16 protein-coding genes, 1 pseudogene and 1 riboswitch are annotated in these 17,160 nt (G+C 39.6%); of the genes and pseudogenes, 15 read left to right on the forward strand and 2 right to left on the reverse strand.

Features of this window, described 5'->3' with window-relative positions; translation table 11 throughout:
* Window positions 1-21 precede the first annotated feature (21 nt).
* The 8 genes from greA (at window position 22) to DOK79_RS10645 (ending at window position 7,285) form a co-directional block, all read left to right on the forward strand.
* Window positions 22-501: a transcription elongation factor GreA gene (greA, locus tag DOK79_RS10610; protein ID WP_206858238.1), complete on the forward strand. Its 480-nt coding sequence runs from the start codon at window positions 22-24 to the stop codon at window positions 499-501.
* A 174-nt stretch (window positions 502-675) separates the two neighbouring features.
* Window positions 676-1,407 carry a cell wall-active antibiotics response protein LiaF gene (gene liaF / locus DOK79_RS10615; RefSeq protein WP_206858249.1) on the forward strand — a complete coding sequence of 244 codons (732 nt, stop codon included), beginning with the start codon at window positions 676-678 and terminating at the stop codon, window positions 1,405-1,407.
* Window positions 1,404-2,477 carry a two-component system sensor histidine kinase LiaS gene (gene liaS, locus DOK79_RS10620; protein ID WP_206858251.1) on the forward strand — a complete coding sequence of 358 codons (1,074 nt, stop codon included), beginning with the start codon at window positions 1,404-1,406 and terminating at the stop codon, window positions 2,475-2,477. The genes liaF and liaS overlap by 4 nt, the downstream gene beginning before the upstream one ends.
* Window positions 2,474-3,106, forward strand: a complete 633-nt coding sequence (locus DOK79_RS10625; protein ID WP_206858255.1) for a response regulator transcription factor — start codon at window positions 2,474-2,476, stop codon at window positions 3,104-3,106. The genes liaS and DOK79_RS10625 overlap by 4 nt, the downstream gene beginning before the upstream one ends.
* A 122-nt stretch (window positions 3,107-3,228) precedes the next feature.
* Window positions 3,229-3,403, forward strand: a riboswitch (M-box (ykoK) riboswitch).
* A 147-nt stretch (window positions 3,404-3,550) separates the two neighbouring features.
* Window positions 3,551-4,942 carry a magnesium transporter gene (gene mgtE, locus DOK79_RS10630; RefSeq protein ID WP_206858271.1) on the forward strand — a complete coding sequence of 464 codons (1,392 nt, stop codon included), beginning with the start codon at window positions 3,551-3,553 and terminating at the stop codon, window positions 4,940-4,942.
* Between the two features lie 189 nt (window positions 4,943-5,131).
* Window positions 5,132-5,797, forward strand: a complete 666-nt coding sequence (locus tag DOK79_RS10635) for an NAD-binding protein (protein ID WP_206858275.1) — start codon at window positions 5,132-5,134, stop codon at window positions 5,795-5,797.
* Between the two features lie 15 nt (window positions 5,798-5,812).
* A complete protein-coding gene (locus DOK79_RS10640; protein ID WP_206858298.1) occupies window positions 5,813-6,115 on the forward strand; it encodes a HesB/YadR/YfhF family protein in 303 nt (100 codons plus the stop codon).
* A gap of 222 nt (window positions 6,116-6,337) precedes the next feature.
* Window positions 6,338-7,285: a phosphoglycerate dehydrogenase gene (locus DOK79_RS10645; protein ID WP_206858301.1), complete on the forward strand. Its 948-nt coding sequence runs from the start codon at window positions 6,338-6,340 to the stop codon at window positions 7,283-7,285.
* A gap of 37 nt (window positions 7,286-7,322) precedes the next feature.
* On the opposite strand, the gene DOK79_RS10650 is transcribed toward DOK79_RS10645, so the two are convergent.
* The gene (locus DOK79_RS10650; protein WP_206858303.1) at window positions 7,323-8,132 is read right to left on the reverse strand and encodes a DUF1189 domain-containing protein; all 810 of its coding nucleotides are present in this window, start codon (window positions 8,130-8,132) and stop codon (window positions 7,323-7,325) included.
* 188 nt (window positions 8,133-8,320) lie between these two features.
* On the opposite strand from DOK79_RS10650, the gene DOK79_RS10655 reads away from it, so the two are divergent.
* The 3 genes from DOK79_RS10655 to DOK79_RS10665 all read left to right on the forward strand — a co-directional run bounded on the left by DOK79_RS10655 (window position 8,321) and on the right by DOK79_RS10665 (window position 9,804).
* Window positions 8,321-8,794 carry a GtrA family protein gene (locus DOK79_RS10655; RefSeq protein ID WP_206858305.1) on the forward strand — a complete coding sequence of 158 codons (474 nt, stop codon included), beginning with the start codon at window positions 8,321-8,323 and terminating at the stop codon, window positions 8,792-8,794.
* Window positions 8,795-8,874: 80 nt separating this feature from the next.
* Entirely contained in the window at window positions 8,875-9,477 is a 603-nt protein-coding gene (locus DOK79_RS10660) for a superoxide dismutase (protein ID WP_206858307.1), read from the forward strand.
* Window positions 9,478-9,603: 126 nt separating this feature from the next.
* Complete coding sequence (locus tag DOK79_RS10665; protein ID WP_010735910.1) at window positions 9,604-9,804, forward strand: cold-shock protein; 201 nt, start codon at window positions 9,604-9,606, stop codon at window positions 9,802-9,804.
* Between the two features lie 134 nt (window positions 9,805-9,938).
* Here the strand turns inward: DOK79_RS10665 and DOK79_RS10670 are convergent, their stop codons facing one another.
* Complete coding sequence (locus DOK79_RS10670) at window positions 9,939-11,393, reverse strand: helix-turn-helix domain-containing protein (RefSeq protein ID WP_206858320.1); 1,455 nt, start codon at window positions 11,391-11,393, stop codon at window positions 9,939-9,941.
* Window positions 11,394-11,921: 528 nt separating this feature from the next.
* Between DOK79_RS10670 and DOK79_RS15510 the strand changes: the two are divergent.
* The 4 genes and pseudogenes from DOK79_RS15510 to DOK79_RS10685 form a co-directional block, all read left to right on the forward strand.
* Window positions 11,922-13,772: pseudogene (locus tag DOK79_RS15510) on the forward strand (adhesive domain-containing protein); the annotation flags it as partial.
* A gap of 1,014 nt (window positions 13,773-14,786) precedes the next feature.
* Window positions 14,787-15,155: an LPXTG cell wall anchor domain-containing protein gene (locus DOK79_RS15515; RefSeq protein ID WP_422392107.1), complete on the forward strand. Its 369-nt coding sequence runs from the start codon at window positions 14,787-14,789 to the stop codon at window positions 15,153-15,155.
* Between the two features lie 78 nt (window positions 15,156-15,233).
* Window positions 15,234-16,904, forward strand: a complete 1,671-nt coding sequence (locus DOK79_RS10680) for a hypothetical protein (RefSeq protein ID WP_206859505.1) — start codon at window positions 15,234-15,236, stop codon at window positions 16,902-16,904.
* Window positions 16,905-16,915: 11 nt separating this feature from the next.
* Window positions 16,916-17,155, forward strand: a complete 240-nt coding sequence (locus tag DOK79_RS10685; protein ID WP_206859504.1) for a hypothetical protein — start codon at window positions 16,916-16,918, stop codon at window positions 17,153-17,155.
* The last annotated feature ends 5 nt before the right edge of the window (window positions 17,156-17,160 follow it).

Genomic DNA, 17,160 nt, shown 5'->3' on the forward strand with positions numbered 1-17,160 from the left:
AATAAAGGAGAAGAGTTATACATGGCAGAAAAAGTATATCCTATGACGCTTGAAGGAAAAGCGAAATTAGAACAAGAATTAGAAGAATTAAAAACAGTTAAACGGGGAGAGATCATTGAACGAATCAAAATCGCCCGTGGCTTTGGTGATTTATCTGAGAACTCAGAATATGAGGCAGCAAAAGATGAGCAAGCCTTTGTAGAAGGACGCATCACAACAATCGAGAATATGATCCGTTTTGCACAGATCATTGATAACGATGGCGTCGATTCAGACGAAGTGTCTATTGGTAAAACAGTGACCTTCATCGAATTGCCAGATGGCGAAGAAGAAGAATACACGATCGTAGGAAGTGCCGAAGCAGATCCATTCTCAGGAAAGATCTCAAACGACTCACCAATTGCACAAGCTTTGATCGGTAAATATAAAAATGATGAAGTAACGATTTCAACACCTGGTGGCGATATGCAAGTAAAAATCGTCAAGGTCGCGCAAGCATAAGTAAATTTTCAGGCACAGATCCATGCGTCTGTCTAAACAAAAAGGTCTGGGATCATGACTCAAAGTCCCAGGCCTTTTTTGTTATAAGAAGGATATTACATCTAAAGTCCTATAGCATATCGAAACAAAAATAGGTATGATAAAAAAGAGAATGAAATAGAAAGGAAAATAGCGATGAATAGCTCTTGGCGCTTTTTTATAGTAGTAGAAGCATTACTTTTGATCTTTGCAGTTTGGCAGATCGTAAATAATGTTGAGTTATTACTATTAGTTTTATTTGGTATTTTTAATATCTATCTTGCATTGCGAAAATCACCGAGATCTGGTTTTCAAAATTTTCAATTTGTACTAGGTGGATTAGTTATTTTCTTCAGTTTGATCAACAGTCCAGCGCTATGGGTAATGGCAGTCTTTGCTGTCTTGTTCATTGGTCTTAAAGGTGTGGAGATTTCAGGCATCGATCTAACGAAAAATGCTTTTTGGCGAAAAAAGCAAATCGTGATGGTCCAAACAGAGCAATTAAAATCTCACAATAATGAACGAAAAAAACAACAATTATTTGGTAACCAACGGATCGGCAATGATGTGTATGAATGGGATGATATCAATATCTCTCTTATTTCAGGTGATACGATCATCGATTTAGGAAATACCTTATTACCTAAAGATGATAACATCGTTATTGTTAGAAAAGGCATTGGCAGAACGCGTATTTTGGTTCCTCTAGGGATTGCGATCAGTTTAGAACACGCAACGTTAGTAGGAAACGTCCAATTTGAAGAAGAACAATTCTCATTGAAGAATGAGTCGATCAAAATCTATAGCAACGATTACGATGAAAATCCACGTCGTTTGAAGATCATTACGAACACACTACTTGGGGATATTGAGGTGATTCGAGCATGATAGAGAAACTCTCTCGACCGATGTTAGCTATTTATGCTTCGATTGCCTCATTTATCGTCATTTTATTTTCGTTTTTTACTTATTTTTACGCAAGCAATCAAACTCATTTTTGGCGTACTTTGTTAAGTGCTAGAATTTTATACGTCCCATTGATATTTCACTTATTAGCGATTTCTTCAGGTGTCGGTTTGATTGTTTTTTTGATCGTTTCTATTTTACAAAAAGCACGGTATGGTAAAATCGAAGAACAATTGCGAGCACTCTCTTCTGGTAATTATGAGGCAAAAGTGTTAAACGATTCATTGCCGAGCGCATCGGACGATATATATGTCAAAGAAATTGAAAAAGAAATCACTAAGATCAAAGAAAAAATGATCGAGGTTTCAAGTGAGCTCCAAATATTGACGAGTCGTCCTCAGTATGTGGATGGACAAACGAAAGAAGAAATCTTAGAATTAGAAAGACATCGTTTAGCTCGTGAATTACATGATTCGGTTTCCCAGCAATTATTTGCAGCCATGATGATGATGTCTGCGTTGACAGAACAGGCTGAAAAAAGTGATACGCCAGAAATGTTTCGTAAACAATTAAGGATGGTAGCGGATATCATCAATGCTTCACAGTCAGAGATGCGTGCGTTGCTTCTTCACTTGCGTCCAGTCAATCTTGAAGAAAAGAGTTTGAAGCAAGGAATCGAACAACTATTGAAAGAATTACAAAACAAGATCCAGATTGCATTGAAATGGGATGTTGAAGATATTTCGTTATCTGTTTCCATCGAAGATCATCTTTTCCGGATCGTGCAAGAACTACTTTCCAATACATTACGACATGCGAAAGCAAATGAGCTAGAAGTCTATCTGCATAAGATCGATAACAATCTTTTATTGCGAGTGATCGATGACGGTACGGGCTTTAACATGAATGAAACAAAAACCGGTAGCTATGGTCTAAATAATATTCGAGAACGTGTAGCGGGTATTGGTGGAACAGTAAAAATCATTAGTTTTAAAGGACAAGGGACAAGCGTAGAAATCAAAGTTCCTTTGATGAAGGAGGCGGAAAAATGATAAAGGTATTGCTAGTCGATGATCATGAGATGGTACGCTTAGGCGTTTCTTCCTATTTGTCGATCCAAGGAGATATCGAAGTGATCGGGGAAGCTGAAGATGGACGACAAGGCTATGAAAAAGCGATGGCACTTCGCCCAGATGTGATCTTGATGGATTTAGTGATGGAAGAAATGGATGGGATCGAATCGACCAAAGCGATTTTAAAAGATTGGCCAGAAGCAAAAATCATCATCGTTACAAGTTTTATCGATGATGAAAAAGTATATCCAGCCATTGAAGCTGGTGCCACAGGTTATTTACTCAAAACATCCACAGCGCATGAGATCGCTGATGCGATTCGCGCGACCCAAAGAGGGGAACGTGTACTTGAACCTGAAGTAACTACTAAAATGATGGAAAAAATGAGTCGACGCAATGAGCCGATCTTGCATGATGATTTAACCAATCGTGAAAATGAGATTCTTATGTTGATCTCTGAAGGAAAAAGCAATCAGGAAATTGCCGATGAATTGTTTATTACTTTAAAAACGGTCAAGACACATGTATCTAATATCTTGGCCAAGTTAGAAGTAGAAGATCGCACGCAAGCGGCAATTTATGCGTTCAAACACGGATTAGTAAAGTAAAAGTATAGATGAAATCAGCGGAACTTTACTTTCTGGGAAATTGATTAGCTATATTTGAGATTATTTTATCAAATGCTAATCCTCTTATTGACAAAAACCAATTTTACCTGTAGGGTTTAATTATAAAAACTTGTTAGGTGAGGCTCCTAAAAGAACACAGGCTACTGCCCTTAAACGTCGAGAGACGCCACAGGGTATAACAGGCAACGTCGGCTTAAGGCGTGCTTAACGTAGCTATCTGGATGATATTCCAGAATTACGTCTTTTAGTGCTAAAGCTCAGACGAGAAGTTCGTTCAGGTAAACACTAGAACCACAATGATGGGATCTTATGAGACGGCTTCTTTTGGAGGCCGTCTTTTTATGTATTCTATGTTTTCCCAGACGAATCCATCTATCCAACAAGTTTATATCGAAAAAACGATGTAACAAAGGAGAATGCGATATGAGAACATTGAATGATACAGCCAACCAGGAAACACAATTGACGATTCTTAATTATCTTGAGCAGAAAAAACTGGAAGAGTTGAAAGAGTATTTAGCAACGATCGAGAAAGTAGAATTGATCCAATTATTTGTGACATTACCTTCAAATAAACAAGTAATTGTCTTTCGGTTATTGTCAAAAGAAAAAGCGCTCGAAATCTTCGAAACATTTGAGCCAGCTGTCCAACAACATTTACTTCGTTCTTTTACAGATGAGGGCGTCATCGATTTTGTCAATGAGATGGCTCCGGATGATCGGGTAAGATTGTTTTACGAATTACCAGCAAGTGTAACTAAAAAATTATTGGCAGAGCTTTCTGAGGAAGAGCGCACAACAACGAATCTATTGATGGGCTATGAACAGGAGACAGCCGGACGGATCATGACGACTGAGTTCATCTCGATCAAAAAAGAAATGACCGTAGAAGAAGCACTGCATAAAATCAGAAGATTAGCGAAAGAAATGGAAACAATCTATATTTTGTATGTGACAGATATGGCGAAAAAAATTGAAGGTGTTCTTTCACTAAAAGATCTAGTCATTGCAGAAGGGGATCAGCTTATTGAAGAAATCATGATCAAGCATGTTGCTTATGTAACTACAGATACAGACCAAGAAGAAACTGCCCATTTACTGCAAGAGTTGGATCTGATTGCTATTCCGGTCGTCGATAAAGAGAAACGGCTAGTCGGTATCGTGACAGTAGATGACGCCATCGATGTCTTAGAACAAGAAACAACGGAGGATATCTTCAATGCAGCGGGTTTAGCAGATGTCGCCTCTGTAGAAGCCGACCGTAGTACCGTGCTGATCAATGGTAGCTTATGGCAAATCTGGAAAGTTCGTTTGCCTTTCTTAGCCATCACATTGGTTGCAGGGATGCTAGCAGGTCTAGTCATCGATGAGTTTGAGCAAACGTTAGAGTCAGTTGCAGCTGTTGCTATTTTTATTCCTTTGATCATGGATATGGGAGGAAATGTTGGGACTCAGTCCTCAACGGTTTTTGTTCGTGGATTATCTTTAGGTCACATCGATCTCAATACATTTGTTAAGCACTTTTTAAAAGAAACAGGCATTGGTTTAAGTTTAGGGGTCGTCGTAGGAATCGTCTCTGGAATCGTTGCTTCCGTATGGCAAGGGATTCCATTATTAGGTGTAGCTGTGGGCATCTCACTGGTCTTTGCAATGACCTTAGCTGCTGCACTTGGCTTCTTGATCCCATTCATTTTGCTGAAATTGAATATTGATCAAGCAGCTGGTTCTGCACCGATCATCACATCGATCAAAGACATTGCTGGATTGTTCATTTATTTTGTTTCAGTCAATGTATTCTTAGGATACTTGTTGTAAAAAATCAACTGGTGATTGTCCGTACTTTTTAGAGCATAAAGAAATTAGACCCTTTGATTCATAAATAGTCATCTTCTCAACTAGGAATAAATTGAAATCATTCTTTTCTGATCGAGGCAAAGCTGGAGTACTTTTGTTTTTAGAGTGGCTTTGCTATACTTGAAGCGTAATGGAAAAAGGAGGGAAAAAGTGAAACAGAATTTTGCAATCGTAGGGCTTGGTCGTTTTGGCGGCAGTATCTGTCGTACACTTGTCGAAGCTGGTCAAGAAGTATTAGCCATCGACAGCAGTGAAGACCGAGTGAATGAATATATGAATATCGCAACACACGCAGTTGTTGCGAATGCACAGGATGAAATGACCTTACGTTCTTTAGGGATCAGAAATTTTGATCATGTGATCATTGCAATTGGCGAAGATATCCAAGCAAGTATTTTAGTGACTTTGATGGTCAAAGAAATGGGTGTGCCGAATATCTTAGCCAAAGCACAAAATGAGTACCATGCCCGAGTGCTTGAAAAAATCGGGGCAGATCGAGTCGTTCATCCAGAAAGAGATATGGGAATACGGATCGCCCACAATCTCGTTTCCAAAAATATCTTGGATTATCTAGAGTTATCAGATCGCTTTTCTCTTGCGGAGATTCGCGTATCAAATCCGAAGTTTTTCAACAAAACGTTAGCCGAATTAAATTTCAGACAGCGTTTTGATTTGACTGTAGTTGCGATCCGTCGCTTCGACGGTTCCGTTGTTGTTTCACCAGCCGCAGATGAATATGTGCGAGAAAATGACAACTTACTAGTTATCGGAGAAACAGAAGATGTAGATATACTCGATGATAAAATGAATCAATAAAAAGGGGATCATCACATGCAATTAACAGTAACGGACAAAGCAAAAAAATGGTTTCAAAGTGAAGTAGATCTACCTGAAAATTACGGCATCCGTTTTTTTGGGAAAGTATACGGAAAAACAGATGTGCATGAGGGATTTTCAATCGGTATGTCTGTTGAGTCACCGGAACGTCCAATCAAAAAAGAAACGATCGATGGTCTATTATTCTTTATTGATGAAGCCGATGATTGGTTTTTCAAAGGATATGATCTGATTGTTGATTATGATCCGCAATTAGATGAACCAACGTATCATTTCCAAGAAACAACAGATATCTAAGGTGTGAAGAAACGTTCAGTCTTAAAAAAGATAAGTCTAACTAATCAAAAGGCATTTTTCAAATGCTTTCGGAGTAGTTAGGCTTTTTTTGCAATCAACATAGGCTCAAGTCCGTATCGTCCAATTTGATTATAGGAAAAAGTCGTTCAAGCGACGAAGTGCATCCTGCTTCATTCTTTTGTCGGTTTAAGCTAGACTGATAACTAGAGAGGATGGGGTGTGATGACAAAAAAAATTATTTATTCAGTACGTCCGTTTCGGGAAGAATTTATCGAAAAAATGAAAGAAATAGCACCGGACTATTCATTTCAAACAGAAGTAGCATCCGACGAACTTTCTGAGATAGAGGTTAGTATCGGTTGGAATCGAGAGTACCAAGAAGAAGTATTCGCTTCTGATCACTTAAAATGGGTCCAATCGATTTCTGCTGGGGTAGATAATCTTCCGTTGAATGAATTCGCGGATAAAGAGATCTTACTTTCTAATGCTAGCGGTATCCATGTAGAATCGATCAGTGAGCATGTGATGGGCATTATTTTAGGTTATTCTCGTGGTTTGTTCCAGGCCCAAAGAGCGCAGCTCAAAAAAGAATGGCTAGGTTCAGCGATCCATTACCAAGCATTAGAAGACCAGAAACTACTGATTATCGGCACTGGTCATATTGGGAAAAAATTAGCACAACATGCAAGTGTCTTTGGTTTGGAATGTATCGGAATCAATACTTCTGGACACCCAGTGGAGGGCTTCAAAGAGACATACCCACTTGATCGCTTAAAAGAAATCTTGCCGAAAGCAACGATCGTGGTGAATATTTTGCCTTTGACAGATCAAACAAAAGGTTTATTTGATGCAAAAGTATTTGAAGCGTTTGACGAAGAGGCGGTGTTCATCAATGTAGGTCGTGGTCCTTCTGTAAAAACGGCTGATTTGATCACAGCGTTAGAGCATGGAGAATTAGCTTTTGCAGCTTTAGATGTATTTGAGGAAGAACCACTTGCTGAAGACAGCCCACTATGGGAAAGAGAAGATGTCTTGATCACCTCTCACATTGCAGGTCAGACACCGCATTTCCAAACAAAGTTCATGGATATTTTTCTGAAAAACCTACAATCTTATATTGAGAACAAAGAGTTGGAAGTAAATGAAATCGACTTGAATGAAGGGTACTAAAAAAATCGCTGGAAGAGCTTCTCTTCCAGCGATTTTTTTATTGTTTTGGTAATTGCATTTTTGGCCAACCTTTGACTGCTTGAGCAAAAATGAATATGCCGGCAAATGCAATAAAGGCTGTTGTATCAAAAGCCGGTAAAAAGATCATTAGTACTGTTGCGATAACCGTTGGTAATGAAATCGCGTAGATCATCGTTTTTAGACAATCAAGAAAGGTTACTTTAGCTAAACGCAATCTTGCATAAACATACGCTGCAAAGTTTGCCATAAGTAGAGTGATGATCAAATTTAAAAAGCTAGGATAGATGGAGATCAAAAACACTAGTGCTTTGATCCAAAAAGGGATCGTTGCTTCACTTAATGTACTACGTAAACTGTCTCCGGTCAGATTTTTTAATGCGCTATTCGTATATTCGAGTTCAAATTGATTATTGTTCAGTAATGCTGAGGTCGTGCCAGAATTTGGTAAAGCTAACACTAATTTATCTTTTAAAAGGCCGACACTTAGGAAATTCCCTATCAAATCAGAAGAGATATCTTCGGGAGTGCGTTTTCCTTCTGGGTCAAAGGTAAAGATGATCGAATCTGTTTGATAAATGAACCCTTCATTTGTTGTGGAATCGATTTGTCCATCATGGATCGTAAAATCTGGTATTTCAGACGCAATTTTTTGCCCATCTGATTTGATCGTGTCTAGTACTTGAAAAATTTGGTATGAAATAGGTAATGCCATCAGTATACTTAGGCATAAGAGGTAAACTAATGATTTACCAAATGATACATTTTTAGCATTTTTAAGCTCTGTGAATCGAGCAAAAGAGCTAACGATTAATTGTTTTGTTGTCATAATTACTCCTTCTCTAGAATTGTCATCACTAGCAATTCTAGCGGAGTATGCTATGAATTACAAGAGTTCTAAAACAATCTCTCACGATAGATAAGGTTAAATTTCTATCATTCATTGTTTCCCAAAGATGAAAATTATCAGCAGATAGAGTATGATAGGAAAGAATGATATGTAAGGTAGGTAGGAAAATGAAGGTTTATGTTCAGTTTAAAAGCTATTTAGAAAGTAAAGGATATTGGGAAGTTTTTATCTATCTATTTTTTGGTGGATTAGCGACAGTTGTCAACTTTGTCAGTTACGCAATCGTGCAGCAACTCTTCCATTTATCTATGCCAGTATCAAATACGATCTCATGGATCTGTTCAGTATTATTTGCTTTTGTCACAAACAAGATTTGGGTATTCCAATCAAAATCACCGAGTTATACGCATTTTTTTATTGAGTTTGCAAAGTTTGTTTTTTATCGCATCGTTTCATATGGCCTTGATATGGGTGCGATGATCTTGATGATCAAAGGATTGGATATGAATGACTATGTGGCTAAGATCATTACGCAAGTATTAGTCGTATTGGCAAATTATATCTTTAGCAAATTATTTATTTTTAACAAGACAGAAATTATCGAAGAGCCAATAGAAACTAACAAAAAGTTAGAAGACTAGGCATAACAATTGAAGAATTCCCCTCACTTTGTTACTCTTTTAATGTAAAGATATGTAACAAATTTGAGGAGGAATTTTTTATGACTTACACATTACCAGATCTACCTTATGCATTTGATGCATTGGAACCATATATCGATGAAGAAACGATGCATTTGCATCATGACAAACATCACAATACTTATGTGACAAACTTAAATGCAGCGATTGAAAAATATCCTGAACTAGGTGAAAAAACTGTGGAAGAACTGGTTTCTGACATGGATGCGATCCCTTCAGATATCAAAACTGCGGTACGTAATAATGGTGGTGGACATGCAAACCATTCATTCTTCTGGAAAATCATGGCACCAAATGCTGGCGGCGAGCCAACAGGAGCAATCAAAGATGCAATCGACGAAGCATTCGGAGATTTTGCTACATTTAAAGAAGAATTCAAGAAAGCAGCAGCAGGACGTTTCGGTTCTGGTTGGGCTTGGTTAGTACTTGAAGATGGCAAACTTGCAATCACTTCTACTGCGAATCAAGATTCTCCTTTAATGGAAGGTAAAAAACCTGTCTTAGGTTTAGATGTATGGGAACATGCTTACTACTTGAAATACAAAAATGTACGCCCAGACTACATTGAAGCTTTCTGGAATGTTGTAAATTGGGATGAAGTAAACAAACATTTTGCAGGATAAAACAGCCTCTTTCCTTTATGATCGAATTTAGAAAATTAACGGGGCAATGCTTGCGAGCGTTTTCTAAATTCGGTATAATGTTTTTGCAAGGTTACTTGCAAGAACTTTTTTGGAGGCTATATATCTATGGAACACGGAACAGTAAAATGGTTCAACAATGAAAAAGGATTTGGGTTTATTACAGTAGACGGCGGAGACGATGTATTCGTACATTTCTCAGCAATCCAAGGCGATGGCTTCAAGAGCTTAGAAGAAGGCCAAGAAGTAGAATTCTCTATCGTTGAAGGTGCGCGCGGTCCTCAAGCTGCTGAAGTATCTAAATTATAAGAATTTGTTGAAGAAAAGGCTATATGTACTATAGTCATTTCAGAAGATAGAACGATGTTCTATCTTCTTTTTTTGTACTCTTTTTCCCGGGATGAGAAAAAGTAGTTCGATTGCTACAGGAAACATGAAATAGGTCATTTTTGGTAAAACATGCTTTTGATTTGTTCAATCAGTTTATGATCGACTTGGATCGTCGATGTATTAGTCAAAGTAATTGAAGGTATATCTTCTTCGAGTATCGTCAATTGAACTGTTTCATCATTTGTCCGGATAATCAAATCAGGTTGTAGCAAAAGATCATTTATGAATAAAACTTTCAAATAAAGTTTCAATTGTTCTTGTAAGGCATTCATATACATAAGCTCAATACTTAGAGGTAAGTCTGTTTCCAAAAGTATTTTTATTTCTTTATCAAAAAACGTAGGTGGAATCACAATAAATAATGCTTCGAACAGATTCCAAAGCTGTACCCATTGAAGGGAGGGTTTCTCACTCTTTAACTCTGACAACATCTGAGAAACTTTATCGTAAAATAGCGGATAGTTTTGCTGAACAGAAGTTGTTACTTCTTTTTTCTTACTAGACTTAGGGTGAAAGAAATAATCATTGATCCCATTGGCAATCAAAGTGGCATTTAGCAAGCTTCTTTTTTGATTGATTTTATGAGGACTTAACCCTATAGCTGATAGAATTTTATAAAAATGATCTTGATATTCTTTGATAGGGGTTTCATGTTTCGAATGTATTTTTATAGCAAGTAAAAGGATTTCATTCCTAAGATAAAATGAAGGACGCGTTTGAGCCCATAAAAATAGGAATTTTAATTCCTCTTCTGGAAGATCTAGAACGGAATATAAGTATTTGAGATCTTTTATTTCATCATTGAATTTTTTCCATAACTCCTCTGAAAAAGCAGGAAGCCGGTCCTTATCGATCGTATTTCCTTGAGAATAGCGGCATAAATTAATTGCTAAAATAAAACACCATTCGATCAGTTTGATTTTGTTCAATTTTTGTTTTACAAGCTTAAAACAATTCTCCATAACATAAAACACATCGTCAAAGTTAATCGTTGAAAAAGGCCAGTCGATTCCTTGGTATACTTCCCACAAAAGCGTGTAGATCATATACCGAGTGGCGTCCTCGGTTCCTGAAATAAAGATTTCCCCTCTTTTTGTTTTGAGTTGGAGATCATATTTTTTGATTAGTAAATTGATCTCGCCGATTTGTTTTCTTAGAAACGATTCACTTAGTTGATATCTTGCAGAATACTCACTTAAATTGATCGAAGAGTTGAGACAAACGGCTTTAATGATTTGAAAAATCGATGAGCTTTCAATGATCGCTACTTTCAGACGGCGATAATCTTTCTCGTTGCCAATGAACTGATAGTTGTTCTTTTGTTTCTGAATACATTTATTTTCTGAGAGTTCGCTAATGCGAATACAGTAATTGTTGACGGAACGTTTGTCAGATTTTGCAAAAAGTGCGAGTTCTTCTATAGAGCAGCTAGTTTCCGACTGGTACATTCTACATAAAATTTTTAGTTGGGTTTTAATATTTTTTTCCAATAATCTATAAATTTTCAAATTATTTCCCACCTCATATGTTAATAGAATAGGTAATCAATCAATCAAAAAATATTGCTATTTGATTGGTTGAAATACAAAAATAAATAATAATTTATTATTTTATATATCGTTTATGGTTAATGGAAAGGGTTTTTATTTATTATTTTAGTTATTTTAAATTTACTTTTTTAGATAATTTCGCCAATTAAATAAACAAAATTATTTAATATTTATTTATAGAATAGTATAAAATAATCAATCGAAAAAATGAAATTTTATGCAAAATATAACTTGATTTATTTTTGTTGAGAAAATTTTTTTTGATTTTCTAGTTATTTAAATTTCTATAAGAGCTTAATAATAGATTTCTTATTTATCGGTTGCTAAAATTCAAAATAACTTAAGTTGTAAATACAGAAATGATTGAAAAAGGCGTCTTTTGATAAAAATTATTTGAGGGAGTGTTTCATTAGAAAGCATATTTTGTGTTGATTTAATCTGTGGGGGAGAAAATGGATACGCGAATCTGCTCTAGGAGGAATAAGGATGAAGAGGGACTATAGAAAGACGATGGATCAAAAAGCACGAGCAAAGTCTCGTTCTAAAAAATCCATTTTGGTTGGTACATCGATTGCTGCCGGAATGATGTTAGGTCTTACTCCTATTTCGGTCACCACTCCGTTATTTACGATCGGTAGTCACCAAGTGCATGCCGATATTATCAGTGGACAATTATTTAATAATTTAACTACAACGAACTCAAGTGGAACGACAACAACAGCCCCATATACTCTTGAAGGGGCAACAAGAAATGTGAATTTTACGATATCTGGTGATAATGGGATCAATGTTAGTCTCTTAAATGGGAATCGACGGGCAGTATTAGCAATTCCTGAAGAAATGCAAGGGTTGGTTGCGCCAAACGGGAATGCAACCGTCCGGACAGATATTTTATTGCCTACAGATGAATTAGCTCCATTGCTCAATGCAGTGAATGGCGCAGTTACACCATTGATCCAGACAATTGGAACGTTGGTAAATGCAAATCCGTTAGCTAGTGTGAATTTGGCTCAAGTTTATCAACAATTAAACTTATTGCAAAATCTAAGTACACTGACATCTGCTGAAGTACAAATACCATTGCAGATGCAAGGTGATGAGTATATTTATGGTGAACTTGATGGCGCATTAGAAACGATAATCAGAGAGAATTTAAGTAAGATCTTAACTGATTTGAACAGCGCCGTCCAAGCATTGCAAGCCACTCCTAATAATGGTGGTATTTTGGCAAGAGTAGCTGCTACGACGATCAATACAGCACTAGCTGCTACAGTAAAACCAGTATTTAATGTTGCTTATGCTGCACTTCTTCCATTAGTGAATGTTGGCTCTTCCTTGATTGGATCAGTCGCAGATGCAAGTATCTTAGGCGGAACAACGGTGATTATCCCAACAACGATCCAAGACCCTTCATACGCGGACCTTACCGCTGCGGGTGTAGATCTTTCTGTGCCATATGAAGCAGGATTTGTAGGAACAGTCGTAAAATCTGATTTATTGAATATTAATGTTGCTTCAAATACTGACGGCTATACTCCTGTTTTTTATCAGGCAGCAGAGGTAACTGCACCGTACAACGTTGAGGTCACAGGTAATTCGACGGATGGGTATGAAGTGACAGGGATGGCTGATCCGAATGCAACAGTTAGGATCTATGACGATGCTGGAAATTTGATTGCTGAAGGTCAAGCAGATGCAACTGGAAACTTTACGATACCAATTTCTCAAGAAGATGTAGCTCCATTAGATGATATTCAGTTAATTGCTTATGACCAAGCTGATAATCCAAGTTTACCGACAGCTGCAATTATCCCTGACGATGAAGAAGCCGACGCGGATGCCGACGCCGACGCGGATGCTGACGCCGATGCCGATGCCGACGCTGATGCCGATGCCGACGCCGATGCTGATGCGGACGCCGATGCTGATGCCGATGCGGACGCTGACGCTGATGCGGATGCTGATGCGGATGCTGATGCCGACGCTGATGCCGATGCTGACGCGGATGCCGATGCCGACGCGGATGCTGATGCTGATGCCGATGCTGATGCTGACGCGGATGCTGACGCCGACGCTGACGCTGACGCTGATGCTGATGCTGATGCCGATGCAGATGCCGATGCAGATGCCGACGCCGACGCGGATGCGGATGCTGACGCCGACGCGGATGCCGACGCTGACGCGGATGCCGATGCTGATGCGGATGCGGACGCTGATGCTGATGCAGACGCTGATGCCGATGCCGATGCTGATGCCGATGCTGATGCGGATGCGGACGCTGATGCTGATGCAGACGCTGATGCCGATGCCGATGCTGATGCCGATGCCGACGCGGATGCCGATGCGGACGCCGATGCGGATGCTGACGCCGATGCTGATGCCGATGCCGATGCCGACGCTGATGCCGATGCTGATGCTGATGCAGACGCTGATGCCGATGCCGACGCCGATGCCGATGCGGATGCAGATGCCGACGCTGATGCGGATGCCGACGCTGATGCGGATGCGGACGCTGATGCCGATGCGGATGCAGATGCCGACGCTGATGCGGATGCAGATGCTGATGCCGACGCCGATGCCGATGCTGATGCAGACGCTGATGCGGATGCAGATGCCGATGCGGACGCCGATGCCGATGCGGATGCCGATGCGGATGCCGATGCGGATGCCGATGCTGATGCGGATGCTGACGCCGACGCTGACGCCGATGCCGACGCCGACGCGGATGCTGATGCCGACGCTGATGCCGACGCTGATGCGGATGCAGACGCTGATGCTGATGCTGATGCCGACGCTGATGCTGATGCAGACGCTGATGCCGATGCCGATGCCGACGCCGATGCCGATGCTGACGCGGATGCCGATGCCGACGCCGATGCGGATGCTGATGCTGACGCCGATGCCGACGCTGATGCCGATGCGGATGCCGATGCGGATGCCGACGCCGATGCGGATGCGGATGCCGACGCCGATGCCGACGCTGATGCCGATGCGGATGCCGATGCGGATGCCGATGCGGATGCTGATGCGGATGCCGACGCCGATGCGGACGCTGATGCCGATGCCGATGCCGATGCGGATGCCGATGCCGATGCTGATGCTGACGCCGATGCTGACGCCGATGCCGATGCCGACGCTGATGCCGATGCCGATGCTGATGCTGATGCGGATGCTGACGCCGACGCTGATGCCGATGCGGATGCCGATGCCGATGCTGATACTGATGCGGATGCTGACGCCGACGCGGATGCTGATGCCGATGCCGATGCTGATGCTGATGCCGATGCTGACGCCGATGCCGACGCTGATGCTGATGCTGATGCTGATGCCGACGCCGATGGCGATCCTGGTGTGGGCGGTATTGATGGACAAAGTGGTGGTGCAGGCGGTTTAGGTGGCACAGGCGGTACAGGTGGCGCAGGTGGTATAGGCGGTTCAGGTGGAAACGGCAATGGTCCTGGTTATGGAAGTTGGGGTGATCCAGGAAATGGTTCTGATAGTGATCCAAACGGAATCTTATCTGGAACTCGTGGATCAGGAACGTATCCTTCTGGAATGTCTACTAATGGAAATAGAACAAATGCCGGACAAATGACTCCAAAAATGTATCCTAAAACAGCCGAGCATTCGTCTATCGCAACATCTTGGTTAGGCGCAATCACAGCGATGCTTTCAGGGCTTGGTATCTGGAAATCTAGAAAAAACAAAGAAAAAGAATAACTACCATGAGTTAGAAATAAGCTATGGCAATCAGAGTATTGTCTGGTTGTCATAGCTATTTCTTATAGGGGTGATAAAGTGCTAGTACAAACACGTAGTAGACTCTCGATGTTAAAAGATATTTTGGATACGACTGAAATGGAAACAGAAAGAAAAATTGCCATCATTACTACTGGTGAGAATAAAGAACGTGGAAAAACGATGGAGTTTTATGGGAAAAGTGTCTCTCAGCTGTGGAATAATCTTCTAACTGCTTATCAAACGAATCGATGGGATAATAATGCCTATCTAAGGGTAGATCTTGTTACGGAAGAAGAAAAAATCACCTTTGAATTACTTCAACAACAATTGAAAAAAATAAAACGCAATAATTATATCGACTTTAATTTACGATTTGATGGGATAAGAAAACGTTCTTTTTTAAAAGAAGAATTAGTAGGAAACGCTGTTATCAAACCGGATAATAAACATATCGTTGGAAAGAATCATCCGAATCTCCACATTGATCCACAGAACTATCGAGGTTATGTCAAGCGAAAATATAATCGCGAGGAGTCGGATCTAAGTTACTTAGAGCGTTCAAATGTCTATCTATTTAAAACTAAAGCTTATTATATCGAAAATGATCAAATCATTCCTCTTGAAGATTATGGAAATGGAAATCGTGTGCGAACGATCACGGAAGAAACATTGAACGAGATGACTGATTTAGTTATAGCTAAAGGAAGCGAGTATTTGAAAAAACAATTGATGGATACTGGACAATTCATCTACGGCTATTATCCTTGCTATGATCAACCAATCAAAGGCTATAACTCAGTTAGACATTTTTCATCATTGTATGCATTGGTTGAATCGGCTGAATATTTCTCAGATGAGGAAATGTTGCTAGAGGCAAAAGCAGGTCTTATTTGGGGAATCAAGCAACTCACAATCAATGAACAAGGTTATTTTTTGATCAAAGATTTCCTAGGAAAAGAAGTCGAATACAAATTAGGCGCTCAGGCAACTGCGATACTAGCAATCGCAAAGTATATCCAAGTTTCTAAAGATGATTCTTTCGAAACGTATTTGAAGCAACTTGTTCGTACGATTTCTCAAAAATTTATTACAAAAGATAATCAAACGATCCATGTTCTAGATAAAGACCTAGCAATCAAAGAACGTTTCCGTATCATCTATTATGATGGAGAGGCGTTATTCTCGTTACTAAGGGCCTATGAGATTTTAAATGAACAAGCTATTTTCGAGACATGCGAAATCTTAATGGAACATTTTGTTACTGAAAACTATCAAAAATATCACGATCATTGGTTGAGTTACGCAACCAACGAGATGTTGAAGCACAAAGAAAAAATCACGTATTATCGTTTTGGGATCAAAAATGCCCTTGTGAATATCGACTTTATTGAGCAACGTGACACCGCCTATCCGACGATGTTGGAATTACTCGTTGCAGCTTCTAAAATGATGAAAAAACTGGAAAAAAGTGAATTTAAAAATGAACTGTTCAAGACACCAACAGACTTTTTAGAAGTCAAAGAAAGAATTGATACAGTCATGAAAAAGCGTGTGTCTCATGAAATAAAAACGGGGGTCATGTTTCCGGAATTTGCTGTTTTCTTTAAAAAACCTGCGACTATCGATTATGGTTTTTTTGCAAGACACGATCGCTTCCGTATGCGAATAGATGATGCAGAGCATTTTTTATCTGGCTTGATCAACTATCGTAGTCATTATAAAGATTAGGAGGGAATACAATGGTCGCATTTATTCGTTTTGCTGCACTGGCGTTGATTGGGATTTCTTATTTAGGTTATCGTTTAAAAAAGAAGAAACATCATCAAGCAGACTCATTCGAAACGGATTTAAGCCAATATGAGAAAAATGAAGAAGGACTTTACCCTTGGGAAGTTGATGCAGATGACTCACCTAAGCGGATCGATCAAAAAGCAAAAAGATATGTGAACCAGGCAAGACCCAAGCGTGGAAAATGGTGAACGAA

Origin of the sequence: Enterococcus sp. DIV1094 (assembly GCF_017316305.2) — a bacterium.
GTDB classification, from domain to species: domain Bacteria; phylum Bacillota; class Bacilli; order Lactobacillales; family Enterococcaceae; genus Enterococcus_B; species Enterococcus_B mangumiae.

What these genes read in the sequence shown, in the direction of transcription:
- mgtE (WP_206858271.1), top strand. Translation starts at nt 3,551, where the DNA reads ATGAGAACATTGAATGATACAGCCAACCAGGAAACACAATTGACGATT.
- greA (WP_206858238.1), top strand. Translation starts at nt 22, where the DNA reads ATGGCAGAAAAAGTATATCCTATGACGCTTGAAGGAAAAGCGAAATTA.
- DOK79_RS10655 (WP_206858305.1), top strand. Translation starts at nt 8,321, where the DNA reads ATGAAGGTTTATGTTCAGTTTAAAAGCTATTTAGAAAGTAAAGGATAT.
- liaS (WP_206858251.1), top strand. Translation starts at nt 1,404, where the DNA reads ATGATAGAGAAACTCTCTCGACCGATGTTAGCTATTTATGCTTCGATT.
- DOK79_RS10650 (WP_206858303.1), bottom strand. Translation starts at nt 8,132, where the DNA reads ATGACAACAAAACAATTAATCGTTAGCTCTTTTGCTCGATTCACAGAG.
- DOK79_RS10640 (WP_206858298.1), top strand. Translation starts at nt 5,813, where the DNA reads ATGCAATTAACAGTAACGGACAAAGCAAAAAAATGGTTTCAAAGTGAA.
- liaF (WP_206858249.1), top strand. Translation starts at nt 676, where the DNA reads ATGAATAGCTCTTGGCGCTTTTTTATAGTAGTAGAAGCATTACTTTTG.
- DOK79_RS10665 (WP_010735910.1), top strand. Translation starts at nt 9,604, where the DNA reads ATGGAACACGGAACAGTAAAATGGTTCAACAATGAAAAAGGATTTGGG.
- DOK79_RS10685 (WP_206859504.1), top strand. Translation starts at nt 16,916, where the DNA reads ATGGTCGCATTTATTCGTTTTGCTGCACTGGCGTTGATTGGGATTTCT.
- DOK79_RS10645 (WP_206858301.1), top strand. Translation starts at nt 6,338, where the DNA reads ATGACAAAAAAAATTATTTATTCAGTACGTCCGTTTCGGGAAGAATTT.
- DOK79_RS10625 (WP_206858255.1), top strand. Translation starts at nt 2,474, where the DNA reads ATGATAAAGGTATTGCTAGTCGATGATCATGAGATGGTACGCTTAGGC.
- DOK79_RS10660 (WP_206858307.1), top strand. Translation starts at nt 8,875, where the DNA reads ATGACTTACACATTACCAGATCTACCTTATGCATTTGATGCATTGGAA.